Here is a 26,248-nt window from a genome sequence, read left to right as displayed (position 1 = left end):
GATGGATTTATACATCGGTAATAAAAATTACTCAACTTGGTCGATGCGAGCGTGGCTAGTACTGCAACATTTTCAGATCCCATTTACTGAACACTTAGTGCCGTATGATGACTTTTTGCCTGAACAAAATTTCAAACAAACCTTAGCCAAAATTACACCTGTAGGTAAAGTCCCTGTTTTAAAACATCAGGATTTGATTGTTTGGGATTCATTGGCAATTTGTGAGTATTTGGCAGAGCTTTTTCCTGAGCGCCATTTATGGACACAGGATATAAAAACACGTGCTTATGCACGAGCAGTTTGTGCAGAAATGCATAGTGGTTTTATGGCTTTACGTAGTTTATGTCCGATGAATATCACCCAAGATTTTACTCAACTTGGACAACAACTTTTTCATGAAAATGCAGACTTACAAGCAGATATAAAACGTATTGAGGAAATTTGGTCGAAACGTGAATATCCAAAAGGCTTTTTATGTGGCAATGAATTTACAATTGTTGATGCATTTTATGCACCTGTTGTTATGCGTTTTAAAAGTTATGGGCTACCTGTCAGTGAAAGTAGTCAAAATTATATGCAAACTATTTTGAATGTTGGTGCTGTGAAAGCGTGGATTGAGGCTGCACAACAAGAAAGTTGAAGCTTAATGATTTAATCAATGCATGATTTAAAAACTTATGCTTTAAAACTTGATGCAATTCTCTACACGATTGTTGATTAACAAGCTGTGATCGCTCTGTTATATTTGCCGACTGATCCCAATATGAGAATTTTTGATTGGCTACTCCTTTTTGGTATAACGCAGCACTTGCAATCGTCAAACCTTTGTATCAGTGGCGAATTAAAAAACGTGCTACCGATATAGCACAGTACCAACAAGAGTGTTTGGAACGTTTTGGTCCTTTTCAGCCTGTTAAAAATCGGCAAGCGATTTGGTTTCATGCCGTTTCGGTGGGTGAAACCAATGCTGCTCAACCACTGATTGAGCATTATTTAAAAAATGGACATGCTGTTTTAGTGACAAATACCACTAAAACAGGACAAGCACGAGCTAAGTCATTATTTTTAAAGCCACCTTTTGAGGCTTTATTTCAAGCAGTGTATTTACCTGCTGACCAAAAAGATTTAGTTGCTGAATTTTACCAAAAATACCAACCTAAACTTTTAGCGTTGGTTGAAACAGAGTTATGGCCAAATTTAATCGATCAAGCTAAAAATTTCCAAGTCCCTTGTATTTTAATTAATGCCAGACTTTCAGAAAAATCAGCGAAAGCCTATGCCAAAGTTCCAAGTTTAACGCGTCCAATGTTGCAAAAATTAGATCATTTGTTGGCGCAAGATTTAGCTACACAGCAAAGATTTATTGAATTGGGTTTAGCAAAACAAAGTGTGAATGTTGTAGGAAGTATTAAATTTGATATTTCTGCACCATTGCTACATTTACAACATGCTCAAGAACTAATGTGTGAATGGCAATTGAAGCAACGTAAAATTATTACACTTGCCAGTACACATGCACCTGAAGAACAGAATTTGTTAAGCGCTTTGATGCCTTATTTAAAACAACGACCAGAGTTGTTGTGTATTGTTGTTCCACGTCATCCTGAGCGTTTTGATGATGTATTTACGATCACAAAAAATTTGAATTTAAATACGCAACGTCGAAGTCTAAGTGAAAAAATTCAACCCGATACACAGGTCTATTTGGCAGACAGTATGGGCGAATTATGGTTGTGGTATGCTTTAAGCCAAACTTGTTTTGTTGGTGGTTCATTAAATGAGCCAGGCGGTGGGCATAATATTTTAGAGCCAATGGCGTTAAATGTACCCACGATCATTGGAAAAAATTATTTTAATTTTCAAAGTATTGTTGATGAATTTTTACAAGCAGATGCTGTCAAAGTTGGGCAAAATGCTGAACAAGTTGTACAGCTATTATTACAATGTATTGATGAACCAGAATTTGCTCAACAATTGAGTCAACATGCAGCAACTGTGATGCAGAAAAATATGGGATCTTTACAAAAGCATTTGGCAGTGATTGATCATTATTTATAAGTCGATGATTTATAAATCTAGATTTATAAATGAATCTGCTAAATATGCGCTCACCATTTTGATTGTATGAATGAATTAACCATTTTATGAATATCGTTTTATTAGACCCAAGACAAACTCAGTCGGAATTGTGGTCAATCACAGCTCAAAGACAAATTGAACATTTACATACACATCTTGCTGTTCAAGTCGGAGACTCCTTAAAAATAGGTATTCGTGGTGGAAAACGTTATTTAACACAAATTGTTGAAATTTCTGAAAATATCATTAAAGTTAAACCACTTAAAGAAGATCATATTCCTGAAAAATTACCCGTAACCTTAATTGTGGCATTACCACGACCAAAAGTATTACGCCGTTTAATTATGGATGCAGTCACTTTGGGGGTGGAGCGATTGATTTTGATTCATAGCTATCGAGTGGATAAAAGTTATTGGCAAACCCCATTTTTACAACAGCTTGATCATTATGTGACTTTGGGCTTAGAACAGGCGGGTGACACCATTGCACCAAAAATTGAGTTATATAAACGCTTTAAGCCTTTTGTTGAAGATGTTTTACCGACATTGATCAGTGAACAAAGTCCTGCTTTTGTGGCACATCCTTATACCGAGGAAAAAATGCCTTTTGCGATTGAGCATCCATGCACAGTGATTATTGGTCCTGAAGGTGGTTTTATCCCCTATGAAATTGATTTACTTATAAAAAATGGCTGCCAAGCTGTAAGCTTAGGCAACCGAATTATTCGAACAGAAACGGTGATTCCTTATGTCTTAGGTCGTTTGTTTAGCACGACCTGAGTTTTCTTCTGGATCTGTTTCACCACGATAAACTTTCACTTCCTGTACTGGATAAGGAATTGAAATATTATGTTCGGCAAAGGATTCGATAACTTCTTCTTGTACTTGGCTAATAGAAGCTGAAGTACTGGTTTCAGAGGTATTAACCCACCATTGCACTTTAAGATTAATCGAAAAATCTGCAAGTGCTGTGACATTTACACTAAAAGAAGGTTGACTGAGAATAGTTTGATCACGATCTAAAATTTTTAAAATAATATCTTTGGCTGCCTGAACATTATCTTCATAACCAATCCCCACAATAAACTCACAACGACGACGTGGATAGGCTGTATTGACAGTTACTGCACTGGTATAAACTGTTGCATTTGGGATCACAATACGACGACCATCAGGTGAGCGCAGGAAAGTTGCACGAATTTGAATATCCTCAACCGTACCTTCCATATTATTGACAATAATATCATCACCAATTTTAAATGGTTCACCCAGTAAAATGAGAATCCCCGATAGCATATTTTGGAAAATATCTTTAAAAGCAAAACCAATTGCAACCGAACCAATTCCGAGGGCACTCATCAGTTGACCTGGAGTAAAACCAGGAATAGCAATGACCATTGCAATGAGGAAGCCAAAGAAAATAATAAATGTACTACCAACACGATTTAAAACTAAGACCAAGTTTTGTCGTGTATATGAACGATTTTCTAAAGTTTTACGGACAAAAAGTTTAAATATTTTTGATAATACCCAGAAAATCAGCAGAACGACTAAGGCGATACATAAATAGGGGACGCGTTCCCAAAAACCATCGACAAATTTATCAATCGTACTATAAGCATCATTGTATTTTGCAGTGTGTTCGATCACTGTTTTTGCAGTTTTTTCACTTGCATTGTGTAAAAGTTGAGTGGTGTCTTGGGCGACTTCACTGAGCGTAGGTGTATCTTCAGCCACGATAAAATCCAATTAAAAGTTAAGTTATTTTGTTTTAAAGTTCGACAAAATAAACTAAATCAAGCATAGCTTTGACCATGAGTCAAACTACAGTTGTGTTTCGTTAAAATATGCAGCACTTTGTTGAATCATGTCATGAAGAGTAGCCAAAGCTTTACTTTTCCATGATTCAACGATATTGATCATCAGTGATGATCGGTTCACATTTTGTGTATTTATACAAATGCTAAAAATTTAAAAGATAATGAACTATTATCCTTTAAAATAAAATTCGGTAAAAATGTAATAATTTGAAAAATACACACATGTTATTGAATAAATTATAAGATCAAAAAAGAGCATTAATACTGATTTTTTGGATGTTTTTGCAAATGATTTGTATAAATCTGATGGATAAAGTGAATCCCACGTCTACGACCAAAGCACAATTGTGATGAGAAATGCGCTATCGTAATACTGATTGTATGCAAGGAATAAAATCAAGAACGTAAGCATAACTCTCGAGACGAGATGACAAACTAGGAAGTAGAATATGAAAGAAATATATCCTGTACCAGAACAATTTGTAAAAACAGCAAGAACCAATGAACAGCAGTATTTCGAGCGTTATCAACAGTCAGTAGATCATCCCAACGAGTTTTGGGCTGAAGCAGCAAAAAAACTGGACTGGATCAAACCTTTTACCAAGGTCAAAGATACTAGCTATGATCCTGAAAATTTTAAAATCGAATGGTTTGCAGATGGCGAACTAAATGTCAGTGCCAATTGTTTGGATCGTCATTTAAAAGAGCATCCACTTAAACCTGCCATTATCTGGGAAGGTGATCATCCTTCACGGCATAAAATTATTTCTTTTGAAGAATTACATGATGAGGTCTGCCGCTTTGCCAATGTTTTAAAGAAAAATGGTATCGGCAAAGGGGATCGTGTGGTGTTGTATATGCCCATGATTCCTGAAGCGGCGATTGCTATGCTGGCATGTACCCGTATTGGTGCGGTGCATTGTGTAGTCTTTGGTGGTTTCTCACCAGACTCGTTAGCAAGCCGAATCGATGACAGTCAGGCGAAATTGGTGATCACGGCGGATCAGGGCATGCGTGGTGGTAAAACCATTCCACTCAAGGAAAATGTCGATGCGGCACTCAAATTAGAGGGTACATCCTCAGTGCAAAATACGATTGTGGTGCATCGTACTGGGCATCCAATTGAGATGAAGGAAGGCCGTGATCTGTGGTATCACATGGAAATCATGACGGTCACCGATATTTGCCCACCTGAACCCATGAATGCAGAAGATCCATTATTTATTCTGTATACCTCAGGTTCGACAGGAAAACCAAAAGGGGTGTTGCATACCACAGGTGGATATCTGACCTATGCTAATCTGACTTTCCGTGAAGTATTTGATATTAAACAGAATGATGTGTTCTGGTGTACAGCAGATATTGGCTGGATTACAGGGCATTCCTATGTGCTTTATGGACCATTGTCCAATGGTACCACTACAGTCATGTCAGAAGGGATTCCACAATATCCAACATGGGCACGGACAGGGCATATTGTCGATAAACATAACATTACCATTCTTTATACTGCACCCACGGCTATTCGCGCCATGATGCGTGAGGGGGATGCTTTTGTCCGTGAAAGTGACCGCAGTAGTTTACGTTTACTGGGTACCGTGGGAGAGCCGATCAATCCTGAAGCATGGAACTGGTACTACACTGTTGTAGGTGAAAGCCGTTGCCCAATTGTGGATACATGGTGGCAGACTGAAACAGGGGGAATTTTAATCTCACCTTTACCAGGTGCTACAGCTGTTAAACCTGGTTCAGCAACACGTCCATTGTTTGGGGTACAACCCGCTTTAGTGGATGCCGAAGGAAATGAAATTGAGGGTGAGGCAGAAGGCAATTTAATTATCAAGGATTCGTGGCCGGGTCAGATGCGAACGATTTGGGGTGATCCTGAGCGTTTTATTGAAGCGTATTTCTCGACTTATCCTGGCAGTTACTTTACGGGCGATGGCGCACGTCGTGACAAAGACGGTTACTATTGGATTACAGGACGTGTCGATGATGTACTGAATGTTTCAGGACATCGCTTAGGAACGGCTGAAATTGAAAGTGCTTTGGTTGCTCATGAGCTGGTTGCAGAAGCTGCTGTGGTCGGTATGCCACATGACATTAAAGGGCAAGGTGTTGCAGCCTATGTCACCTTACAGGCAGGTGCTCAGGAGACTGAGGCATTGCGTAAAGAATTGGTGAGTTGGGTTCGTAAAGTGATGGGACCTGTGGCAACTCCCGATGCGATTTATTGGGCACCTTCATTACCGAAAACCCGTTCAGGAAAAATCATGCGTCGCATTTTGCGTAAGATTGCAGCCAATGAACTGGATAGTTTAGGTGATACTTCAACCTTGGCTGATCCAGCCGTGGTGGATCAGTTGATTGAAGAAGTAAAATCACAACATGCTTCATAACAATTGAAAATAAAATGATGCCGCTCCACAGGGGCGGTATTTTTTATCGTGAAGTCTGATCGTGGTTTATACCCTGAGCAATAAACGACGCATTTTTTTACTCACTTCGGCGCGTGCATGTTGCGTTAAAAAATGACTGGGAATATGCAACAAATAGATAAAATGTCCTGCAACATGACGATCTCGAATTTTAGCCTGAATATAATCATAAATTGAAACAAAGGCAGGACGATGAAATGCCCAAAGCAATTGACCTTTATAATCAATACAATAATAAGCTTCTTGTGGCCAATTTAAGATATGTTTACGTTTGAGCAGGCATGATGGACAAAAGACAACGCCTTTATCTTTTATCAGATGAGAGACAGAGTTATCTAAACCTTTATGACATTCCAAAAAATTTTTAAGTTCTGGATTGGAGTTTAAGGCAGGATAAAAAATGACACAAAATTTATGGGTATAGGTATAAGAGTCATACACAGTGGTCGTTTCAAAAGCGGGATGAGTCTCAAAAAATATTCGGTCTTGTTTTTTTTCAACATGAAAGACAGATGCAAATTGAAATAGTGCTTCTTTTTGGCATACAGGGCATACGATACTGATTTCTTTGGGAGCACTGAACCATTGATAAGAATATGTCATTATTATTGTCCAAAAAGGTTTTTTATGGGCTGAGTATAGTGATAAAAACGTATGAATACTGATATTTTTTGATGAAAAAGTCTTTCGTTTTGAGCTGAATTTATTTTTAAAGATAAGAACAGCATTTATTCAGATAACCAAACAAAACCAGCTTTGCTAAGCTAAAAATAATATAAATATAGGTAATCATGATGAATGCACCTCAACACACTTTAAATTTATCTCCTTTAGACATCGCAAAAAATCTAGCAGTACAATTTGCAAAAACGGCTGCTGAACGAGATAAAGTTGGAGGCAATCCAAAAGTTGAGCGTGATTTGATTCGTCAAAGTGGCTTGTTGGGGCTATCTATTCCTCAGCAATATGGCGGACAAGGTGCAGATTGGAAAACCATTTTCCAAACCATTCAAACGATTGCTCAAGTGGATAGTTCTATAGCACATGTTTATGGTTTCCATCATTTACTGATTGCCACAGTTCAGTTGTTTTCACAGCCTGAGCAATATGCAAAATGGTTTGAGCAAACCGCGAAAGAAAACCTGTTTTGGGGAAATACTTTAAACCCTTTAGACCAACGTACTACAGCACAACAAATTTCTGAAAATGAATTTATTTTTCATGGTGATAAAAGCTTTTGCTCAGGTTCAATTGATTCTGATATTTTACTGTGTTCAGGGTTTAATGAGGCTGGAAAATTATTGATTGGTGTCATTCCAACAGCACGTGAAGGTGTGAGCTTTTTAGGTGACTGGAACAATATGGGGCAGCGCCAAACGGATAGTGGTAACAGTCATTTTGAACAAGTCAAAATTTCTAAAGATGAGCTGTTATTAAATCCAGGACCACTCAGTACACCGTATTCGAGTTTACGTCCTTTGATTGCACAATTGATTTTTGTGCATTTATTTTTAGGCGTGGCTGAAGGTGCTTTTGAAACTGCTAAAGAAACTGTGCAGAGTCAAAAAGCGTGGTCAAAATCATTGGCTGAACATGCGGTGAATGATCCATTTACTCAAAAACATTTTGCGGAGTTTTATGTACAGCTTGAGGGTGTGCGTTTATTGGCAAATAAAGCAGTTGAAAAACTACAAGAAGCTTGGGACATTGGCGAAAGTTTGAATGCGGAACAGCGTGGTGAAGTGTCTATTGCGATTGCCACAGCAAAAATTGCTGCGACCAATACGTCGTTATTTGTGACGCAAAATATTTTCCAGGTGATGGGTGCAAGAGCCACGACCGCCAAACTAAATTTAGACCGTTTTTGGCGCAATGTGCGTACCCAGACCTTACATGACCCGATTGATTATAAGTATCAAGAGGTTGGTGAGTGGGTGTTAACAACTAAAGTACCTACTCCGAGTTTTTATTCTTAGCTTTTTGAGATTGTTAGAAATTTCATATGCATGCTCTTTTTGACCAAGTTTTACGTGTGTTTTCGCATAGCCTTCAAGCTAAATGCCCTGCAATGACACACATATTTTTGTCATGAATTGAACACTTCTGTACCATCTGCGACATTGAACTGATGTAATAACTTTAAAACGTTCCATAAGACACTCCTTAACTCTAGTTCTATGCCTAGGTCTTAATTGTGAGTGTCGTTTAATTGGGGGTTAATACACTTATTGAGGATAGATTTGATAAAAACTATTATAAATCAACAATAAAAAAGCCCCCATCTTTCGATGAGGGCTTCTTGAATCTGGAGCGGGAAAGGAGACTCGAACTCCCGACCCCAACCTTGGCAAGGTTATGCTCTACCAACTGAGCTATTCCCGCGGAGTCTATCCAATTTTTTAAATAAAAAACCGAATGAAAAAATTTTGAGCGGGAAAGGAGACTCGAACTCCCGACCCCAACCTTGGCAAGGTTATGCTCTACCAACTGAGCTATTCCCGCATGGGGCTTATAATACATTAAGAAAAATCAGGGTCAACAATTTTTTATTATAAAACGTGCTGATTGCATAAAATTAACACAATTTTTTTATTTTTTAGTTTAGATATCAAATTTTTGCCATATATTTACGCTATTTTTAAAAGTTTTCAGCAGATATTTAAGGCTTTAAAGCAGGTTCATAACAAAAAAATAATTATCCGCTATACTTAAAATTAAAGAAATTTGTAAAGGTCATGAAAATGAGTCTTGAAAAGCAATTGATTGAAAAATTAACAACCTTAGAACCTACTCATTTAGAGGTTATTAATGAGTCAGCAGGACATGGTGGATATTTTCCAGGTAAAGAATCTCATTTTAAAGTCATTATTGTGAGTGCTGCCTTTGAGGGCTTACGTTTGGTACAACGCCATCAAAAAGTATATGCCTTGGCAGCAGAATTATTAAATCCAGGAAAAATTCATGCACTCGCAATTCATGCTTATGTACCAAATGAATGGCAAGGACAAGCACCTGCAAGCCCTGAATGTGCACATGCACCTAAAGCATAAGGTAAATTATGGATATCCATTTGGTTGTTAAAATTGTCCATATGTCGAGTGCAGCTTTAGCTATGCTGATATTTGTATTACGTGCATCCACTTTATTTATTGGTACGCAAAATCAACAACCTAATCCAAAAGGTCATGTTGGTTTTGTGGCTATGCAGCATTTGTCTTATACCTTGTTGGTGGTGACGGGTGTTGCTTTATTGGTGATGAATAAATTCCAAGTACAACCTTGGTTTTACGCAAAAATTGTACTATTTTTAGTGTTATTGTCATCGCAGATTAAAGTGTATAAAAAAGATGATTCTATTTTATTGGCACAGCGTCGAGCAGGATTAATGATAGGTATCATCGCTTTTGTTGCGATTATTTCATTGATTATTATTAAGCCTGTTTTTGGTTGATTGTTAGACATTTATTTCCTACTTGTATGGAGTCTAGGTTAAACTGCATACAAGTCAAAAAAGAATGAATTTGAGGAAATTATGCTTACACGTGTGGTATTTAATCAAAAAGGTGGGGTGGGTAAGTCGAGTATTGCAGTAAATTTGGCTGCAATGAGTGCGCATTCAGGTCTAAAAACTTTAGTGATTGATTTAGATCCTCAAGCAAATTCGAGTCAATATTTATTAGGTGATGACGCAACGTATTCCGCAGATAAAACAGCACTTGAACCTAATATTGAAAGTTTTTTTAATGATGTTCTTGGAAATAATCAACAAAAAGGCTTACTGGGCAATGCAATTGGTTCAATTTTAAAATCAAAAAATAAAGGCTTTGATCAATATATCCATCGTTCGCCATTTCCAAACTTAGATGTATTGCCTGCAAGCCCGACTTTGGGCGGTTTAGAGCATGCTTTAGAAGCAAAACATAAAATTTATAAGCTACGTGACTCTTTGCAGACGCTTGTTGGGCAATATGAGCGAATTTTTATTGATACACCGCCAGCATTTAACTTTTTTACCTTATCTGCGTTAATTGCGGCTGATCGTGTTCTGATTCCATTTGACTGCGATGTTTTTTCAAAACGTGCATTACAAACTTTGATTGAAAATGTCATCGAAACTCAAGATGATCACAATGATCGTTTGGAAATAGAAGGTATTGTTGTCAATCAATTCCAAGCGCAAGCAAAACTACCACGTGAAGTGGTGCAACAGTTAAAAGATGAAAATTTACCTGTTTTAAATCATATGCTGCCACCTTCGGTTTTAATGAAAGAGTCACATCATAAAAATCTACCGCTTATCTATTTTGCAACAGATCATAAATTGACGCAGGCATATCAATCATTGTTCAATGAGATTGAGCAAAAATAAGATCGAGATATAGGATGAAACTTAGCTATTTAAATGCAGTGAAGTGGGCAACACTCATCATTGGTTTACCTGTTTTGACTGCTTGTGCAACGACTGTAAAACCAAGTTATGTATCGCCTACACAATATCAGGCAATGAATTGCGCACAGCTTAACTCTGAGTTTCAGCGCATTCAGCAGTATATTAATAATGGTGTACAGCCTGCTAAACGTACAGGAATGGGCGTGGGTGTTGGGCTTGGCGGTGGTTGGGGACGCGGCGGCTGGGGATTTGGACCTTCTATTTCACTCAATATGGGACAGTCTTCGAATACAAAAAATTCTGAATTAGCAAATCTTTATGGTCAGCAAGATGCGATTTCACAAGCTGCACAGTTTAAAAATTGTCCTTATGTGCCAAAACGTCAAGAAGTGAAAAAGTAATTTTTTTATGAGGTTTTCAGTCTAGATACTGGAAATCTCAATTTATTTTTAACTAAATATTTCATTATTAATTTTATAAAAAATAAATACTTAGAATGTAAATTATTGAAAAATAACTTTAAAATCACATATGGAATTGTATTAAAAACTTGTCATATTTTTAGGTTTTCGTTTAAGGTGTGCGCCTGTTTCCTCGATTTCTATTGGCTATATGATTGAAAATTGGCTGTTTATTGCTGCAATGTTAGCTGTACTTTTGATTCCAGGTCCAACCAATGCATTATTAGCAAATTCAGCATATCAACAAGGATTTGGTAAGACATTTACCTTGGTTCCTGCGGAGCTTTTAGGTTATTTATATGGCATTAGTATTTGGGCGTTATTGGTTCATCTGAGTTTACCCATTTGGCCAATGCTGATAGATCTTTTACATTTAGCAAGTGCTTTATACGTTTTTTGGCTCGCTTTCCATTTATGGAAAACATCTCATTTAGAAAGCCATGGTTTATCACGTAAGGCATTAACACCATCGCAGCTCTTTATTTCAACTTTAAAAAACCCTAAAACGATCTTATTTGCCGCAGGTATTTTTCCTGTAGAAACATGGGACTCTTTTGCACATTACTTTTTAGTGATGGGGATTTTTAGTTTATGCCTCATTCCTTGTGCAGTATTTTGGATGTATTGGGGACGCAAGGTTTTAGCTGGAAATATGAAAGGCATTCGCGCTGACCAATGGTATAAAGGATCAGCGCTATTTTTAGTCTTATGTATGTTGCCTGTTGTGGTTCGTTTTTTTTAAGCTTTATCTTTGTTAAAAAATTTATGGCGAATATAACCAATAATACCCGGCAAAATACTTAAGATAATGATACCAAAGACTAAATGTGTAAAATTATCTTTGACTAATGGGTGTCCACCAAATAAATAACCCAATGTAATAAATGAACCCACCCAACATAATGCGCCAACTACATTATAAGTTAAAAAATACTTATAATTCATGCTTCCTGCACCTGCAACAAAAGGTGCAAAAGTTCGTGCAAAAGGAATGAAACGAGCAAAAATAATGGTTTTTCCGCCATGTTTTTCAAAGAATTGTGAGGTTTTAATCAAATGTTCTTTGTTGATAAAGCGTGATTCAATTTCAAAGACACGAGGTCCAATATATTTACCGATATGATAATTTAAAGTGTCACCCAGCACGGCTGCAATAAAAAGTAAGATGACCAGCAATACAGGATCCATTGCACCTGTTGAAGCTGCTAAAGCACCTGCAGCAAAAAGTAAACTGTCGCCAGGCAGGAAGGGCATCACCACTAAGCCTGTTTCGACAAAAATAATTAGGAATAAAATTCCATAAACCCAATAACCATAATTTGTTATAAATTCAAATAAATGTTGATCAACATGTAAAATAAAATCAATGAGATTCATGAGGTGAAAGCTAAGTCAAATTGTGCACAAATCCTAGCAGTGTGAGACGGGAAAGTCAGTATTAAAAAGTAAATAAATGCATTTATTATTGTTCTGTTTTTGATACGATGGGTTGAATAATGACATATTTATTCAAATTTAGTACGGCTCTAACATAACATCATCTTCAATATGAAATAAAAAATTGGTGTTCTCATGTTTAATCCAAACGTTGTTGTAAAAAATGTAGTCAATCAAACATCAGCCGAAGCGTTACTTACACTCATTGCACGTGCGTTCATGGCATATATCTTTATTATGGCGGGCTGGGGGAAAATTACTGCGTATAGCGCAACCGTAGGTTATATGGAGTCTATGGGTGTTCCTGGCGCTATGTTACCTTTGACGATTTTGGTTGAATTTGGTGGTGGTTTAGCCTTGTTATTGGGTTTTCAAGCGCGTTTTGCTGCGATGGGATTAGCTCTATTTAGTTTAATTACAGCTTTTATCTTTCATAGTGGTGCAGAAGATGCGATTAATTTGATGAAAAACTTTGCTATGGCAGGTGGTTTATTCTTGCTAATGTTACATGGTGCGGGAAAAATCAGTCTTGATCATCTGATTGAAAAATAAAGATTAATACAGTGAGTTTAAAGCCAGAAATCAATCTGGCTTTTTTAGATTTTGATGTTTAAATGACAATATATTGATCAGTTTTATATCCAATGACCCAATGACCTAAATAGTAAAGTTCAGTGATTTTTTCCCAGTGTTGTCCTAGTCCATAATATTTTTCAATCAATGCTTGGCGAAAAGCAAAACACAATGCATTTTTTGCGGCATATTGAAAATCATACTGGTCATATTTAAATAATTGAGGATCAACGGTTCGAATAGATTGCATTAAGGCTTGAGTGATTTGTTTTCTTAAAATAATAATTGATTCAGGAGGTTTTTGAGTCATCGTATAAAAAGGGTCAGTTTCACTTAGACTTGTTGGAAGCCATTTGACTTGGTGATAGATATTTTTAAAGTCTGATTCTTGAGGATATATAAAAGCACTTTCAATATTTTTAATGAAAACAATAGATTGATCTGTAAAATTTGCATGCCCCATATTTTTAAAAAAATGGGTATTTTGAATTTTGAGTATTTCTTTTGTGATATGGAACATATTATTTTGAGCTGAAATTGAGATCGTTTAGAGATGTGGAAAAAAGTTTAAAATCTTTAAACGCATTATAATTTAAAAATAAGTCATTTTACTTTTGAAAATTGTGTCAACTTGATGGAAGGGTGTGCGTCCTGCGCTGAAAAATGTTAGAATATGGCGCTTAAATCCATTTGCCTGCATAGTTGTATATCCATGACGACCAATACTCAAATTACTGAAGATCGTATCCTCATTCTGGATTTCGGTTCTCAATATAGCCAATTGATTGCACGCCGTGTTCGTGAAGCTGGTGTTTATTCTGAAATGTATGCGTTTGATATGTCAGAAGAAGACATCCGTGCATTTAACCCGAACGGGATCATTCTTTCAGGCGGTCCTGAAAGTGTGCATGAAGAAGGCAGTCCACGTGCGCCAGAAATCGTCTTTAATTTAGGCGTACCAGTATTGGGCATTTGCTATGGTTTACAAACCATGTCAGAGCAACTTGGCGGTAAAGTAGAGCCAGGTGATGTGCATGAGTTTGGTTATGCTGAAGTTAATATTCAGGTTCGTGACAAACTGATTGGTGATCTTGAAGATTCTAAAGATCAGCTGAAAGTGTGGATGAGCCACGGCGACAAAGTGACACGTATTCCTGAAGGTTTCCAGGTGACTGCAAGCACGCCAAGCTGTCCATTTGCGATGGTGTCTGATGAAAGCCGTCGTTTCTATGGGATCCAGTTCCACCCAGAAGTCACGCACACTGCCAAAGGTGCCGAGATTCTGTCTAACTTCGTTCATGGCATCTGTGGTTGTCGTAACCTGTGGAATTCTGAAAACATCATCGACTTACGTGTAGAACAATTACGTGAGCAAATTGGTGATCAAAAAGTATTATTAGGTCTTTCAGGTGGTGTGGATTCATCTGTTGTGGCTGCACTGTTACACCGTGCGATTGGCGATCAATTGACATGTGTATTTGTGGACAATGGTTTACTTCGTTTGAACGAAGGCGAGCAAGTGATGGACATGTTTGCGAAAAACATGGGCATCCGTGTGATCCGTGCCGACGCTGAAGAGCGTTTCTTAACTGCACTTGCAGGCGAAGTTGATCCTGAGAAAAAACGTAAAATCATTGGTCGTGAGTTCATCGAAGTATTTGCTGAAGAAGCACGTAAACTTGATGGCGTGAACTTCCTTGCTCAAGGTACGATTTACCCTGACGTGATCGAATCTGCTGCAACTAAAAATGGTAAAGCACACGTGATTAAATCACACCACAACGTGGGTGGTTTACCTGAAGATTTAGCATTTGAATTGGTTGAGCCAATCCGTGACTTGTTTAAAGATGAAGTGCGTCGTTTGGGTACAACTTTAGGTTTACCACATGAGATGCTTTATCGTCACCCATTCCCAGGTCCAGGTTTAGGTGTTCGTATTCTTGGTGAAGTGAAAAAAGAATATGCTGACATTCTTCGTTTAGCTGATGACATCTTTATGCAAGAGCTTCGTGCAAGCGGTTGGTATGACAAAACTGCTCAAGCATTTGCAGTATTCCAACCAGTTAAATCAGTTGGTGTAGTGGGTGATGGTCGTCGTTATGCATGGGTAATTGCACTTCGTGCGGTTGAAACTGTTGACTTTATGACAGCTCGTTTTGCACACCTTCCTTATGATTTAGTTGATAAAATCTCAACTCGTATCATGAATGAAATCGCTGACGTTTCTCGTGTTGTTTATGACGTATCAAGCAAGCCACCAGCGACAATTGAATGGGAATAATTATTTAGCGATTAAATAATTTCTCAAATGGGTTAAGTCTTTGGACTTAGCCCATTTTTTATGAGCGTTAAAATATAACAAATCTAGAGTCTAAAAAATTATCTGAAACAGCATATTTTGAGCAGAGCCCATCAACATTTGCCCATCTAAAAAATTCTCTATATCAAAATTGGTACCCTAAATTGTAGTGAAAGCGGTACTCGAAAAGAAACTGTATTGAGCAGACATTATCCAAGTAAAGAAAAATAGTTGATAGAAGAATTAAAATTCTTGTGATTTAGAATTTAATTTTGAGTTTAAAAACCGTAGTGTAAATATTTTTAAATCATTGATTTTATTGTTTTGAGTTGGTTTTTATGAGCTTCAAATTATTGTGAAATATAGAAAAATATATGATTTTTTATTTTACAAAAATAGCCGTTCTAATCTGAATGAGATTGATCTGATGCTGGATCTGACCTGAAACATAAGAAATTAAGGATTGAATATTTTTTGTACTTGAGGGATTGAGGAGTAAAACAAAAAATTTAAGCAAAAAAGAGTAGGTTTGATATTTATTTTCCAAATTTGGATGTTGGAATTTTATAAATATTTATCTATGTCAGTTACTTAAGAAATTATTCATGGAATGAATCAAATATGCAAATCAATAAGAATGAGTCATCAAATGAGCTCAGTGCCTCTTTAAAAACACGGCATCTCACTATGATGTCGCTTGCAGGTGTGATAGGTGCAGCGTTATTTGTGGGCTCTGGTAGCATTATTGCAGCAGCAGGACCCGCTGTGATTTTAGCTTATCTCGCTGGTGGCGCATTGGTTGTTTTTATTATGCGCATGCTGGGTGAAATGGCGGCAACATCTCCAGACACAGGTTCTTTTTCAACTTATGCAGAACGTGCAATTGGACGTTGGGCGGGTTTTACGATCGGTTGGTTATATTGGTGGTTTTGGGTTTTATTGATGGCGTGGGAGGCGTATGTTGCAGGAATTATTTTGCATGATTGGTTTCCCTATATTAGTGTCAATGTATTTACATTGGCGATGACCATTGGTTTGATTTTTATAAATTTTATGCAAGTGAGTAAATATGGTGAAGTTGAGTTTTGGTTTGCTTTAATTAAAGTCATCGCTATTTTTGTATTTATTATTTTGGGTATTTTGGCGGTTGTGAAACTTTTACCTATGGCTGAAGTCAATGCAATCCAGAATTTGACAGGGCATGGCGGTTTTATGCCCAATGGTATGGGACCCATCATTGTTGCATTATTAGGAGTCATGTTTTCCTTTTTAGGTGCAGAAATCGTTACGATTGCAGCATCAGAGTCGAAAAATCCTGTTGAACAAACCAAGCGTGCCATCAAGTCTGTTGTTTGGCGAATTTGTCTTTTTTATATTGGCTCAATTTTTTTAATCGTGTGTATTGTGCCGTGGAATGATCCACTTTTAAGTCAAACAGGTTATGGTGCTTATCGACGTACCTTTGAAATTTTAGGTGTACCTGGTGCGCAATGGGTGATGAATTTTGTGGTGTTAACTTCAGTAAGTAGCTGTTTTGTATCAGGTCATTATACTGCTTCTCGGATGTTGTATTCATTGTCAAAACGGGGTGATGCTCCACAAATTTTCCAAAAAACGCGTGCGAATGGAATGCCTATTTTTGCTGTATTTGCTTCCTGCGTTATGGCATTTGCCATTGCTTGTATGAACTTTTTCGATGCATTAAAACCTAGAGAAATTTTAGATATTTTAATGAATACAACAGGGATGATTGCCATGTTGGTTTATTTGGTCATCGCGATTTCCCAAGTCAAATTACGTTATAAAATGCAGCATGAAGGGCAGGAAGTTAAACTGAAAATGTGGTTATTTCCATGGTTAAGTTATGTGGTGATTGTTTTTATTAGTCTGTCTTTGATCGCGATGACTTTTATTGAACAATATCGAATTTTGGTCTTATCAACAGGGGCTGCGGCTGCATTGGTGATGTTGATAGGTGTTATTGTTCAGGTACGCGCGGCGAAAAATAAGCATGTGGCAGTTCCTCAGTTGAAACGTAGATTTAATTAATATTCTCGTTTTTTTAGTTAAAAGACTTCTTTTTCACTGTAATAAAAGAAGTCTTTTTACTTTAATTTTCAGGCAATATGGCGTGTTCTTTTAAGCATTGTCTGAGCACACTAAATGCCATCAGCATTTCTTTTTCAGCAACACAAGCAAACCCTAGGAGTAATCCACGAGTCGCATTTTGATTTTGTATAAAATATTGAGAAAGAGGTCGTACTTTTACACCGCGTGTCAGCGCAATTTGACCAATAGCAACATCATCTGCATGATCAGGTAGTTTTAACACCAGATGTAAACCTGCTTCATGGCTATATTCATGCACAAAGTTTGAACCTAAATAACGTTCAATTAACTCGATTAAAAATGCACGTCGCTTGGTATAGAGGAGTCGCATACGTCGAATATGTGCAGCATAGTGTCCCATTTGAATAAACTCAGCCAATGCTTGTTGGGTAAGCATATGTCCCCCCCGATATAGCTCAGCAGAAATGGTTTTTAGACCTGAAACGAGGCTTTTGGGTACGACCATATAACCGACACGTAATGCAGGATAAATAGTTTTACTGAATGTTCCCATATAAATCACAGGTGTATTTTCTTCTAAACCTTGTAATGAGGGAAAGGGTTGACCTTCAAAACGAAACTCACTGTCATAGTCATCTTCGATGATCCAGCTGCGATGTACACGCGCTAAATCTAATAATTGGCGACGCCGTGACAAACTTAAATGTGAACCTAAAGGATATTGATGTGATGGTGTAACAAAAATGAGTTTGGGTACAGGGGCTGTAGGGTCAGGGATAATACCTTCATGATCTACTGCCATTGGGTGAATATTTAAACCATTCATGGTTAATATATTTCGTGCTCCCCAATATCCTGGATCTTCAACCCAAACGTGATCACCAACATCGCATAAGACTCTAGAAATAAAATCAACGGCTTGATGAATACCTTCTGTAATTAAAATCTGATCGGTATCGCATTTGACTGAGCGAGCAACACGTAAATATTCAACCAGTGCTTGTTTTAACTCTAAGCAACCCCCTTCATTGGTATAAATTAAATTGTTAACACTTGGTTGTCGATTGAGTCGTAATAATATTTTACTAAATTCAGCATGAGGAAATTCAGTGACATCGGGTACACCCGGTACAAATGCTCCCCATTGATTTGGCGATGCAGCGGCATTTTCAAAAAAATTCATGCCACGTTTAGATAAGTTTTTTAACTCATAAGAATTCTGAGCTTTGATTGAGCTTTCATTACTTGAAACATTTAGATAAGTTTCAGGTAATTTTTCACTCACCCACGTACCACTACCTGTAAATGCTTCAACATATCCTTGCGCTTGTAATTGTTCATAAGCATTTAAAATAGTATTGCGAGATACATGAAGTTCATGTGCCAAATCACGAGATGCTGGTAGTCGGGTTTTGGGAGGCAGTACATCTTCGATCATGGCATCACGTAAACAACGAAAAACACGTTGATATAATGCGCCCTCAGTTTGTTGTTGTAGGCGTTGTAAAAGATGATCACCTAATAAACTACGCAAACAGTTTCTCCAATTGATAAAAATCCTTTTATTTTCATGATTTAGCATACAGCATTTGTTATTTATAAAGATCAAGACTTTGGTAATTTTTAGAGGATCTGTCTAAATATCAACAAGAAAATAAGGAGATGCTTGAGGATTTTATAGGGAAATTTCAAACATCTCATGATTACTTTAGGGGGTTAAAATGAAACCATTTTCCCTGGGTTGATCATTGCTCCTAATCCAAAAGCACTTTTTGCAATTGGAATAACCAAAGGTGCTAAGCTACGTCCCAATAAAATATTTTGATGATGGATTTTTGCTAACATTTCAAAATCAGCACTTTGTCCTATAAAATCATCTGCGATGGCTTTACCGATTCGAACGGTTTGTGCAACGCCATGTCCGCTCCAACCATGTACTGCATATATAGGAAATTTATTGTGAAATTTACGGCTATCAACAGCACCATTCACAGTTAAATCAGTTGTTCCACTCCAAACAAAATCCATTTCCAAATTTTTAATTTGTGGAAAAACTGTATGAATGCGTTGTTTCAGATAACTTAATGTTTTTTCTGCACCCCAGCATGTACCTGTACCTTGCCCACCGAACAATAAACGATTTTCTGTAACAGGACGATAGTAGTCAATCTGAAACTGCGTGTCATACACAGGATGTTCAAAAGGGAGTAACGCTTTTATATCAAGTTCTAAAGGTGCAGTTGTACTGACATAAGTATAAAATGGAATCGTGGTTTGTTTATGTTCAGGTAAAAGTTTGAATGAGGCATGATGAACTGCGAGCACTACAGATTTTTTAGCTTTTACGATTGCTTGTGCTGTTTTGATGTAAATTCCATCTGATTTTTCTTCAATTTCAAGGGCTTCAGTTTGCTCATAGACGTTGCCACCATTTTGGCAAAAGCTATAGATTAAGCCTCGATTTAACGCTAAAGGATGAATTTGTCCTCCTAAATTATCTAATAAGCCTCCAGTATAATAATCTGACTTAATATAATCCTGTAATTCATGTTGACCAATAATCTGTGTATGGTCTTCACCTAAATATTTTCGTGCATCTGAACCTTGTGTTAATGCAACTAAATGACCTTCATGTACTGCTGCTGTGATATGACCATTTTTACGTTTTAAATCAAGTTCATATTTTTGTGAAATATCATCTATTAAACGCATTGCTTCTGTAGATGTAAAATGCCACAATTTTTTAGCATCTTCATACCCTAAGCGCTCAGCCATTTCTGCTGCTTCCCAGCGAGCAAGTCCTGGAGTTAGTTGCCCACCATTGCGACCAGATGCCGCAGCACCAATACGATTTTTTTCTAAAACCACAGTATCGACGCCTTGTTCAGCCAAATGTAATGCGGTTGAAGACCCGAGTAAACCTGCACCAATCACCACGACATCACATTCAATATCTGCTTTTAATGGTTCAAATGTATGCCAATCTTCAAGTGAACTTTCATAATAATTTGCAGGGTTTGAGCCAATTTTTTCATGAGTTTGTTTATGTTTGGGGTTGATCCAACTCCATTCTTTACCCATTTGTGTAGCAGCACTGTCTTTAAATTTTACATCTTTTAAATGCTGCGGCTTTGCAATGTGCTGAGATTTTATAAGTGTGTTCATGTGGGCTTTCCTTAACATAAATTAATAGGCGCTGCTTATAGCAATATTTTGTTTTTTCAATAATTTATAGACAAATAGCAAAATGCCAATCGCTAACCAGAAACAACCAAAAGTCAGTGAAGATGAATCAAGATTGATCCATAAACAAAGAATACAAATGACAGAGAGAAGAGGTAAAAACAGATTAAGAAACTTATTTCTAAATCCATTACGTTGCTTATCACGAATATAAAATTTGACAAATACTGAGAAATTTACCGCAGTAAAAGCAACTAATGCACCAAAACTAATCAGGCTAATCACTTGAGCCAAATCTAAAAACATCGCGGAGAGTGAGATCAGCCCTACAAATAAAACGGAGAAAAAAGGTGTGCCTAATGATGCATGCATTGAACCAAAATATTTTTTTGGGAAAATATTATCTCGTCCCATGATATGGAGTAAACGTGATGCACTGGCATGCGAGGCAAGCCCAGAAGCAACAGTATTCATGATTTGACCACATAAAAATATGGACTGAAATAATGCCCCACCCACATACAACACAATTTCTGGTAATGCTTCATCAGGATTTTTAAACTGGATATTGCTCGGAAAATACAATTGAATAAACCATGAGGCAGTAAAAAAGATTGCTCCGCCTGTTAGTGTGGTTAAAATCACAGCACGTGGAATAGTTTTAGTTGGATTTTTAGTTTCATTTGATAATGTCGTAACTGCATCAAAACCTAAAAATGAAAAACATAAAACTGAAGCACCCGCGATCAAGGGTAAAATGTCCTGCTGTCCATGCCAAAGCGGTGTTAATGTTAAAATATGTTGGTAACTTTGCTGTGAACTGATGCCTTGTATGACCAGATATACAAAAACAACCATTAAAATAATAGGTGCAAAAACAAAGACTAAACTGAGGTTGGCAAGGATTTTGATTCTAAAACAATTAACTAATGTAACTAAACCTGCCGAGACCATTACCCAAGCCCAATAAGGTACACTGGGAATGAGAGCCGTGAGGTAAATTGCAGCCAATAACACATTGATTAAGGGTAAAAGTAAATAATCGAGCAGTGAGCACCAACCAACAAAAAAGCCACTTTTAGGACCTAAACTTTCGCTTGTATAACTATATGCTGAACCTGATTTTTCAGAGTTGCGACTAAAACGTGCATAGCTCCATGCCGTAAGTAGCATTGCACTTAATGCCAATAAATATGCGAGTGGTACATGACCATTGGTGATTCCTGAAACAATACCAAATGTGTCAAAAACAGTCATTGGCGTCATGTAGGCAATCCCGATGATCGTGACTTGCCACAATGACAATTTTTTGCCCGAAGTTTCAATATTTTCCATGCGATTTCAACCTTGAATTTTTGTTTTTACTTCCTGTCCTAGAAAGTTTGCTTAAATTTGGGCTGCACGAAGCCCTTGCTCGATTGTTAAGAAAATTAAACGAGCGTTGTTGGTGGTCTAATATTGCGAGTTTTTAAATTTTAAATATGTTGAATACACATTTAAATTTAGTTATACCAAAACCAATTGGAGTGAGGCACTGGGGCGAGTGTTTACTTGTACAGTTTGATTTTTGAGTAAAGTTCCAATACGAATACTGACATCATTAGAGCTAATCACACGAGCACTGTTATTGATAATGACCGCTTTTTGTTTGATATTTTTGAGTTTTGGCATCAAAATTTTCTCTAATGCAGACACTAAAACATCAGTTGCAATCACGCCAATAAATTGCTCATTTAACATGACAGGATGTGCAATGGTAATGGTGTAAGCACCGTTACAGATATAATCTACATAAGGTCCATAGAAACAAGGTTGATTGTTACGGGCAGGTTGTTGAAACCATTCAAATGAGCGGAAATCTAAAAAACGCTGCGCATTTTGATAATTTTCAAGCTGTGCTTGTTGCAGTTTTCCTTCTTTTTTATACCACCATTCAAGTGTCCAATAGTCTTGTTCTTCCAGTGTTTCAGGGCTATAACTTGCAAATCCCATGCCTTGACTATAGCTGCTGTTATAGAGCGCCATTTTGATTTCCTGTTGCAAAGCAGTACGTTCTGCAACTGAAAGTTTGATTCCTTTATTTCGTTCAAATTGATGCTGTGCACAAATTTGACTGGCTTGTTTTGCCAAACGTTCAGCCGTTGATGTAGTTTCATCAATGACTTGTTTCAGTAGCTCCTGAAGCTCTTTGACATATAGATTTTGGGTCATTCCTGTAACTCCTAAATTCCATATTGATTTCAATGCTTTATTTTAGTTTATCTGTTTTTTGTTTTATTGAATTGATAACTTATAGCGAAGCATTTGATCGGTTAGCATGGAAATAATTTTTCTTGCTTGGGTTAACGCATCATCTTCATTGGCTTGGATAAATGAAGATAAGAGTTGTTGATATTGCTCTATCATTTTGAAATGAAAATCATCATCTTGATAAAGTACAGCAATGAGCGGTGCCCATTCTGCTTGAATCATGAGTTCTTGATTGGCAAGACGTGCAGATTGAGCAAAGGATGTGATGGTCAATAAACAACGTAAATCGTATTGGGCACGTGTATCAGGCTCAGTTGCTTGGGCAAATTGTTCAATTAATTCTTGGATTTTACTGAGTTCATATTGTGTTGTGCGCTGTGCGGCTAAATACACGCTATGGCTAAAATTAGCACTATGAAATTCACCTAAATCTGCGAGAAATTCACTGGATGCTTGGCGTAGTGGATGCTGATTTAACAGTAAATCTGGTGGTAGTTCACAGACAAAACTGCCACCATTACGACCACGGCGTGTGTCAATCAAACCTTTTACACGTAAAGTATTTAAGGCTTCACGTACAGTAATTGGAGAAACACCCATTAAGCGCGCTAAATCAGCTTCATTTGGAAGTTGTTCATTACTTTTGAGCAATCCAGAGATAATTGCATTTTCCAAGCGCTCAACAACTTGTTCAGAACGAGTTGCCTGACCGATGGGTGCAAAAATTATCGTATATGCTGACATAGCCGTTTCTCTAAAAAGCTAGATCTTTGACCTAGCTCATACAAGCAAATAAAGGGTTTAAAATACGCCATAAGAATGAACAGCATGCTCATCTTCAGGCACAGCAGGAATTGCATCCCAAAGTTCTACAATTTTACCATTTTCAACACGCCAAAGTTCAAAATATGCATGTCGACTGCCAGAAATACTGCCTTCAGAATGGGTGAGAACAAACTGTCCATCGGCAATTGTGCGATGAATTTTTGAGTATACTAAACCCTGACCTTCATTGCGGATTTTGTTTAAAAAATCGATGACAGCTTCGATGCCATCACCAATATCGGGGCTGTGTTGTAAAAAATGGTTGCCTTGGGCATAGTCTTTGAAACCGTTATAATCCCCACCAATTAAGGTCTTTTTAAAGAAAGATGTGACGATTTCACGGTTTTCTTCATTATTTTCACTCGGGAAAATTTGAGTCTCGCCATCTAATTGCGTGCGTCCACTGACGTTTGGTGATGCTTCAGAAACCAAACCATCCCAATGTTCCACGATTTTACCATTATCTACACGATAAATGTCAAAGCCAACCAAAGGCTGTTCATCAAGTCCTTGGAAGCGCCCATGAATGGCAACCAAATCACCATCAGCAAGAATACGAACGGCTTCATGTTTCATTTCTGGACGGTCTTCTACCAGTTGGCGTAAACCTGAAATTCCATCTGCAACCAGTGGTGAGTGTTCAATAAAATCTTCTGAAAAATAACGATCTAATGCACTGATATCATGCAAAGTAAATAATTCATGATGTGCTTTGCTGACTAAGTCTTTGATTTCCTGTTTATTCATTTTGTCATCCATTTCTTAAAATTGCTTTTTAAAAAAGCCACAGGTTTTACTGTTGTTATGGTGCTGATCATATTGGAGTGTTGATCATTGGTAAAACCTGTGGCTTAAACGGTTTAATATGCGATGTAAACTGATTTATCTAGGGCTTAAGCCATAGAGGCTTAAACCTGAGTCAATCAATGTATTAATCATTTGAACTCATGACATGTTTCACGCGTGTATATTCTTCAAAACCATAACCTGACAAATCTTTGCCATAACCCGATTTTTTGAAGCCGCCATGTGGCATTTCTGCGGTTAATGGAATGTGGGTATTGATCCAAACTGTACCAAAATCAAGCTCACGAGAAAGACGAGTTGCACGGGCATGGTCTTTCGTCCAAACACTTGAAGCTAAGCCATATTCGACATCATTGGCTTTATCAATTGCATCGGCTTCATCCACAAATTTTTGTACAGTAATCACTGGTCCAAAGATTTCATTTTGAATGGCTTCATCATGTTGCTGCAAACCTGTGATCACTGTTGGTTCAAAATAGAAACCTTGACGGTCTGCTTGTTTGCCACCTGTTTCAACTTTTGCGTGTGCAGGTAGATTTGCAATAAATGCTTTAACATTTTGCAGTTGATTGGCATTGTTCAATGGACCATATAATGCATCTTGATCATCTGGGTCACCAAAGCGTGTATTTTTTGCTGCTTCAACTAATTTGCTGACAAATTCATCATAAATTGTTTCAGCAACAATGACGCGTGTTGCTGCTGTACAGTCTTGACCAGCATTGAAATAGCCTGTCATTGCAATCATTTCAACCGCTTTTTCTAGATCTGCATCTTCAAAAACTAAAACAGGTGCTTTACCGCCAAGTTCTAAATGTGCTTTTGCCAAATTAGCTGCGGCTGACGCTGCTACTTGTAAACCTGCACGTACTGAACCTGTGATTGAAACCAAAGCAGGGGTCTTGTGTGATACGACTTTTGAGCCAACTTGTGCTTGTCCTAAGACCACATTAAATGCACCTTTTGGGAAAAATGGTGCTGCAATTTCTGCAAGTAATAATGTGCTTTCAGGTGTCGTATCACTTGGTTTGAGTACAACTGTATTGCCTGCGGCTAAAGCAGGCGCAATTTTCCAGACTGCCATCATGAGTGGATAGTTCCATGGTGTAACTTGACCAACCACACCCACAGGTTCACGACGGATACTAGAGGTTAAACCTTCAAGATATTCACCTGAAGCAGTACCTTCAAGTAAACGTGCAGCACCTGCAAAAAAACGAACTTGATCTGCTGATCCGCCAACTTCTTCAGAAGCAATTAGGTGTTTGAGTTGCCCTGTGTTACGGCTCTGTGCTTCGATCAAGCGTTCTGCATTCGCCTCAATGGCATCAGCCAAAGCTAATAATGCTTTTTGACGTGCTGATGGTGTACTGCGTCCCCAAATTTTTGCAGCATCTTTTGCAGCTGCATAGGCAGCATCCACTTCTGCATCAGTTGCATTAGGTGATTGAGCATAGACTTGCCCTGTTACTGGGCTGACCAAGTCAAAGTATTCTGTGCATTGTGCGGTGATGTATTCACCATTGATAAAGTGTTTAAGTTGATTGTTCGACATTTTTTATTCCTTGTCCTTGGCTTTAAACTATTACATATAACACTATATGTATTATGTTTTAT

General features: G+C 37.6%; 24 protein-coding genes and 2 tRNA genes. 13 read left to right on the top strand and 13 right to left on the bottom strand.

The genetic code is table 11. From position 1 onward, the window contains the following. Nucleotide 1: 1 nt before the first annotated feature. The 3 genes from C9E89_RS16690 (at nucleotide 2) to C9E89_RS16680 (ending at nucleotide 2,858) form a co-directional block, all read left to right on the top strand. Nucleotides 2–640, top strand: a complete 639-nt coding sequence (locus C9E89_RS16690) for a glutathione S-transferase family protein (RefSeq protein WP_107009427.1) — start codon at nucleotides 2–4, stop codon at nucleotides 638–640. 137 nt (nucleotides 641–777) lie between these two features. Then, a complete protein-coding gene (locus C9E89_RS16685) occupies nucleotides 778–2,058 on the top strand; it encodes a 3-deoxy-D-manno-octulosonic acid transferase (RefSeq protein ID WP_107009428.1) in 1,281 nt (426 codons plus the stop codon). 86 nt (nucleotides 2,059–2,144) lie between these two features. After that, nucleotides 2,145–2,858: a 16S rRNA (uracil(1498)-N(3))-methyltransferase gene (locus C9E89_RS16680; RefSeq protein ID WP_107009429.1), complete on the top strand. Its 714-nt coding sequence runs from the start codon at nucleotides 2,145–2,147 to the stop codon at nucleotides 2,856–2,858. On the opposite strand, the gene C9E89_RS16675 is transcribed toward C9E89_RS16680, so the two are convergent. Beyond that, nucleotides 2,832–3,815, bottom strand: coding sequence for a mechanosensitive ion channel family protein (locus tag C9E89_RS16675; protein ID WP_107009430.1), 984 nt, complete (start codon nucleotides 3,813–3,815; stop codon nucleotides 2,832–2,834). The two genes, C9E89_RS16680 and C9E89_RS16675, sit on opposite strands and share 27 nt — an antisense overlap. Before the next feature lie 532 nt (nucleotides 3,816–4,347). Between C9E89_RS16675 and acs the strand changes: the two genes are divergently transcribed. Then, the gene (gene acs / locus C9E89_RS16670) at nucleotides 4,348–6,297 is read left to right on the top strand and encodes an acetate--CoA ligase (protein WP_107009431.1); all 1,950 of its coding nucleotides are present in this window, start codon (nucleotides 4,348–4,350) and stop codon (nucleotides 6,295–6,297) included. A 66-nt stretch (nucleotides 6,298–6,363) separates the two neighbouring features. On the opposite strand, the gene C9E89_RS16665 is transcribed toward acs, so the two are convergent. Further along, complete coding sequence (locus C9E89_RS16665; RefSeq protein ID WP_107009432.1) at nucleotides 6,364–6,939, bottom strand: hypothetical protein; 576 nt, start codon at nucleotides 6,937–6,939, stop codon at nucleotides 6,364–6,366. A 188-nt stretch (nucleotides 6,940–7,127) separates the two neighbouring features. Here C9E89_RS16665 and C9E89_RS16660 point away from each other — a divergent pair, with 188 nt between their 5' ends. Beyond that, nucleotides 7,128–8,312 (top strand): acyl-CoA dehydrogenase family protein, encoded by a 1,185-nt coding sequence (locus C9E89_RS16660; protein ID WP_107009433.1) that lies wholly within the window; start codon nucleotides 7,128–7,130, stop codon nucleotides 8,310–8,312. Between the two features lie 330 nt (nucleotides 8,313–8,642). On the opposite strand, the gene C9E89_RS16655 is transcribed toward C9E89_RS16660, so the two are convergent. Together C9E89_RS16655 and C9E89_RS16650 are read right to left on the bottom strand one after the other, a co-directional pair. Next, a tRNA-Gly gene (locus C9E89_RS16655) sits at nucleotides 8,643–8,718 on the bottom strand. Nucleotides 8,719–8,765: 47 nt separating this feature from the next. Beyond that, a tRNA-Gly gene (locus tag C9E89_RS16650) sits at nucleotides 8,766–8,838 on the bottom strand. A 239-nt stretch (nucleotides 8,839–9,077) separates the two neighbouring features. Between C9E89_RS16650 and C9E89_RS16645 the strand changes: the two genes are divergently transcribed. The 5 genes from C9E89_RS16645 to C9E89_RS16625 all read left to right on the top strand — a co-directional run bounded on the left by C9E89_RS16645 (nucleotide 9,078) and on the right by C9E89_RS16625 (nucleotide 11,929). Beyond that, complete coding sequence (locus tag C9E89_RS16645; RefSeq protein ID WP_107009434.1) at nucleotides 9,078–9,386, top strand: BolA family protein; 309 nt, start codon at nucleotides 9,078–9,080, stop codon at nucleotides 9,384–9,386. A gap of 8 nt (nucleotides 9,387–9,394) precedes the next feature. After that, the gene (locus tag C9E89_RS16640; RefSeq protein ID WP_107009435.1) at nucleotides 9,395–9,787 is read left to right on the top strand and encodes a SirB2 family protein; all 393 of its coding nucleotides are present in this window, start codon (nucleotides 9,395–9,397) and stop codon (nucleotides 9,785–9,787) included. An 81-nt stretch (nucleotides 9,788–9,868) separates the two neighbouring features. Continuing rightward, on the top strand, nucleotides 9,869–10,705 hold the full coding sequence (locus C9E89_RS16635) for a ParA family protein (RefSeq protein WP_107009436.1): 837 nt from the start codon (nucleotides 9,869–9,871) through the stop codon (nucleotides 10,703–10,705). A gap of 14 nt (nucleotides 10,706–10,719) precedes the next feature. After that, nucleotides 10,720–11,127: a hypothetical protein gene (locus C9E89_RS16630; protein WP_107009437.1), complete on the top strand. Its 408-nt coding sequence runs from the start codon at nucleotides 10,720–10,722 to the stop codon at nucleotides 11,125–11,127. A gap of 211 nt (nucleotides 11,128–11,338) precedes the next feature. Next, on the top strand, nucleotides 11,339–11,929 hold the full coding sequence (locus C9E89_RS16625) for a LysE family translocator (RefSeq protein WP_107009438.1): 591 nt from the start codon (nucleotides 11,339–11,341) through the stop codon (nucleotides 11,927–11,929). Here the strand turns inward: C9E89_RS16625 and C9E89_RS16620 are convergent. Continuing rightward, nucleotides 11,926–12,564, bottom strand: coding sequence for a DedA family protein (locus C9E89_RS16620; protein WP_107009439.1), 639 nt, complete (start codon nucleotides 12,562–12,564; stop codon nucleotides 11,926–11,928). The two genes, C9E89_RS16625 and C9E89_RS16620, sit on opposite strands and share 4 nt — an antisense overlap. Nucleotides 12,565–12,759: 195 nt before the next feature. Here C9E89_RS16620 and C9E89_RS16615 point away from each other — a divergent pair, with 195 nt between their 5' ends. Further along, entirely contained in the window at nucleotides 12,760–13,176 is a 417-nt protein-coding gene (locus C9E89_RS16615) for a DoxX family protein (protein WP_107009440.1), read from the top strand. Between the two features lie 58 nt (nucleotides 13,177–13,234). Here C9E89_RS16615 and C9E89_RS16610 read toward each other — a convergent pair whose 3' ends face one another. Continuing rightward, nucleotides 13,235–13,717, bottom strand: coding sequence for a hypothetical protein (locus C9E89_RS16610; protein ID WP_107009441.1), 483 nt, complete (start codon nucleotides 13,715–13,717; stop codon nucleotides 13,235–13,237). 192 nt (nucleotides 13,718–13,909) lie between these two features. On the opposite strand from C9E89_RS16610, the gene guaA reads away from it, so the two are divergent. Then, nucleotides 13,910–15,478, top strand: a complete 1,569-nt coding sequence (gene guaA, locus C9E89_RS16605) for a glutamine-hydrolyzing GMP synthase (protein ID WP_107009442.1) — start codon at nucleotides 13,910–13,912, stop codon at nucleotides 15,476–15,478. Between the two features lie 639 nt (nucleotides 15,479–16,117). Beyond that, nucleotides 16,118–17,545: an amino acid permease gene (locus C9E89_RS16600; protein WP_107009443.1), complete on the top strand. Its 1,428-nt coding sequence runs from the start codon at nucleotides 16,118–16,120 to the stop codon at nucleotides 17,543–17,545. A gap of 61 nt (nucleotides 17,546–17,606) precedes the next feature. Here the strand turns inward: C9E89_RS16600 and pdxR are convergent, their stop codons facing one another. From pdxR to C9E89_RS16565, 7 genes are all read right to left on the bottom strand, one after another. Continuing rightward, nucleotides 17,607–19,100: a MocR-like pyridoxine biosynthesis transcription factor PdxR gene (gene pdxR, locus C9E89_RS16595; protein WP_107009444.1), complete on the bottom strand. Its 1,494-nt coding sequence runs from the start codon at nucleotides 19,098–19,100 to the stop codon at nucleotides 17,607–17,609. A 182-nt stretch (nucleotides 19,101–19,282) separates the two neighbouring features. Next, nucleotides 19,283–20,731 (bottom strand): NAD(P)/FAD-dependent oxidoreductase, encoded by a 1,449-nt coding sequence (locus C9E89_RS16590; RefSeq protein ID WP_107009445.1) that lies wholly within the window; start codon nucleotides 20,729–20,731, stop codon nucleotides 19,283–19,285. A 21-nt stretch (nucleotides 20,732–20,752) separates the two neighbouring features. Beyond that, nucleotides 20,753–22,084: an APC family permease gene (locus C9E89_RS16585; protein WP_107009446.1), complete on the bottom strand. Its 1,332-nt coding sequence runs from the start codon at nucleotides 22,082–22,084 to the stop codon at nucleotides 20,753–20,755. A gap of 171 nt (nucleotides 22,085–22,255) precedes the next feature. After that, nucleotides 22,256–22,960 carry a cache domain-containing protein gene (locus C9E89_RS16580; protein ID WP_107009447.1) on the bottom strand — a complete coding sequence of 235 codons (705 nt, stop codon included), beginning with the start codon at nucleotides 22,958–22,960 and terminating at the stop codon, nucleotides 22,256–22,258. Nucleotides 22,961–23,023: 63 nt separating this feature from the next. Next, on the bottom strand, nucleotides 23,024–23,743 hold the full coding sequence (locus C9E89_RS16575; protein ID WP_107009448.1) for a FadR/GntR family transcriptional regulator: 720 nt from the start codon (nucleotides 23,741–23,743) through the stop codon (nucleotides 23,024–23,026). Between the two features lie 57 nt (nucleotides 23,744–23,800). Further along, nucleotides 23,801–24,571, bottom strand: coding sequence for a nuclear transport factor 2 family protein (locus C9E89_RS16570; protein ID WP_107009449.1), 771 nt, complete (start codon nucleotides 24,569–24,571; stop codon nucleotides 23,801–23,803). A 184-nt stretch (nucleotides 24,572–24,755) separates the two neighbouring features. Next, nucleotides 24,756–26,186, bottom strand: coding sequence for a gamma-aminobutyraldehyde dehydrogenase (locus tag C9E89_RS16565; protein ID WP_107009450.1), 1,431 nt, complete (start codon nucleotides 26,184–26,186; stop codon nucleotides 24,756–24,758). Nucleotides 26,187–26,248 lie beyond the last annotated feature (62 nt).

It is taken from the genome of Acinetobacter sichuanensis (assembly GCF_003024515.2).
Lineage (GTDB): Bacteria > Pseudomonadota > Gammaproteobacteria > Pseudomonadales > Moraxellaceae > Acinetobacter > Acinetobacter sichuanensis.
The sequence above is the reverse complement of the archived record's forward strand: the minus strand, read 5'-3'. Positions and strand labels throughout refer to the sequence as shown.

What these genes read in the sequence shown, in the direction of transcription:
- C9E89_RS16690 (WP_107009427.1), top strand. Translation starts at nt 2, where the DNA reads ATGGATTTATACATCGGTAATAAAAATTACTCAACTTGGTCGATGCGA.
- C9E89_RS16680 (WP_107009429.1), top strand. Translation starts at nt 2,145, where the DNA reads ATGAATATCGTTTTATTAGACCCAAGACAAACTCAGTCGGAATTGTGG.
- acs (WP_107009431.1), top strand. Translation starts at nt 4,348, where the DNA reads ATGAAAGAAATATATCCTGTACCAGAACAATTTGTAAAAACAGCAAGA.
- C9E89_RS16665 (WP_107009432.1), bottom strand. Translation starts at nt 6,939, where the DNA reads ATGACATATTCTTATCAATGGTTCAGTGCTCCCAAAGAAATCAGTATC.
- C9E89_RS16660 (WP_107009433.1), top strand. Translation starts at nt 7,128, where the DNA reads ATGATGAATGCACCTCAACACACTTTAAATTTATCTCCTTTAGACATC.
- C9E89_RS16645 (WP_107009434.1), top strand. Translation starts at nt 9,078, where the DNA reads ATGAGTCTTGAAAAGCAATTGATTGAAAAATTAACAACCTTAGAACCT.
- C9E89_RS16640 (WP_107009435.1), top strand. Translation starts at nt 9,395, where the DNA reads ATGGATATCCATTTGGTTGTTAAAATTGTCCATATGTCGAGTGCAGCT.
- C9E89_RS16635 (WP_107009436.1), top strand. Translation starts at nt 9,869, where the DNA reads ATGCTTACACGTGTGGTATTTAATCAAAAAGGTGGGGTGGGTAAGTCG.
- C9E89_RS16630 (WP_107009437.1), top strand. Translation starts at nt 10,720, where the DNA reads ATGAAACTTAGCTATTTAAATGCAGTGAAGTGGGCAACACTCATCATT.
- C9E89_RS16625 (WP_107009438.1), top strand. Translation starts at nt 11,339, where the DNA reads ATGATTGAAAATTGGCTGTTTATTGCTGCAATGTTAGCTGTACTTTTG.
- C9E89_RS16620 (WP_107009439.1), bottom strand. Translation starts at nt 12,564, where the DNA reads ATGAATCTCATTGATTTTATTTTACATGTTGATCAACATTTATTTGAA.
- C9E89_RS16615 (WP_107009440.1), top strand. Translation starts at nt 12,760, where the DNA reads ATGTTTAATCCAAACGTTGTTGTAAAAAATGTAGTCAATCAAACATCA.
- C9E89_RS16610 (WP_107009441.1), bottom strand. Translation starts at nt 13,717, where the DNA reads ATGTTCCATATCACAAAAGAAATACTCAAAATTCAAAATACCCATTTT.
- guaA (WP_107009442.1), top strand. Translation starts at nt 13,910, where the DNA reads ATGACGACCAATACTCAAATTACTGAAGATCGTATCCTCATTCTGGAT.
- C9E89_RS16600 (WP_107009443.1), top strand. Translation starts at nt 16,118, where the DNA reads ATGCAAATCAATAAGAATGAGTCATCAAATGAGCTCAGTGCCTCTTTA.
- C9E89_RS16590 (WP_107009445.1), bottom strand. Translation starts at nt 20,731, where the DNA reads ATGAACACACTTATAAAATCTCAGCACATTGCAAAGCCGCAGCATTTA.
- C9E89_RS16585 (WP_107009446.1), bottom strand. Translation starts at nt 22,084, where the DNA reads ATGGAAAATATTGAAACTTCGGGCAAAAAATTGTCATTGTGGCAAGTC.
- C9E89_RS16580 (WP_107009447.1), bottom strand. Translation starts at nt 22,960, where the DNA reads ATGACCCAAAATCTATATGTCAAAGAGCTTCAGGAGCTACTGAAACAA.
- C9E89_RS16575 (WP_107009448.1), bottom strand. Translation starts at nt 23,743, where the DNA reads ATGTCAGCATATACGATAATTTTTGCACCCATCGGTCAGGCAACTCGT.
- C9E89_RS16570 (WP_107009449.1), bottom strand. Translation starts at nt 24,571, where the DNA reads ATGAATAAACAGGAAATCAAAGACTTAGTCAGCAAAGCACATCATGAA.
- C9E89_RS16565 (WP_107009450.1), bottom strand. Translation starts at nt 26,186, where the DNA reads ATGTCGAACAATCAACTTAAACACTTTATCAATGGTGAATACATCACC.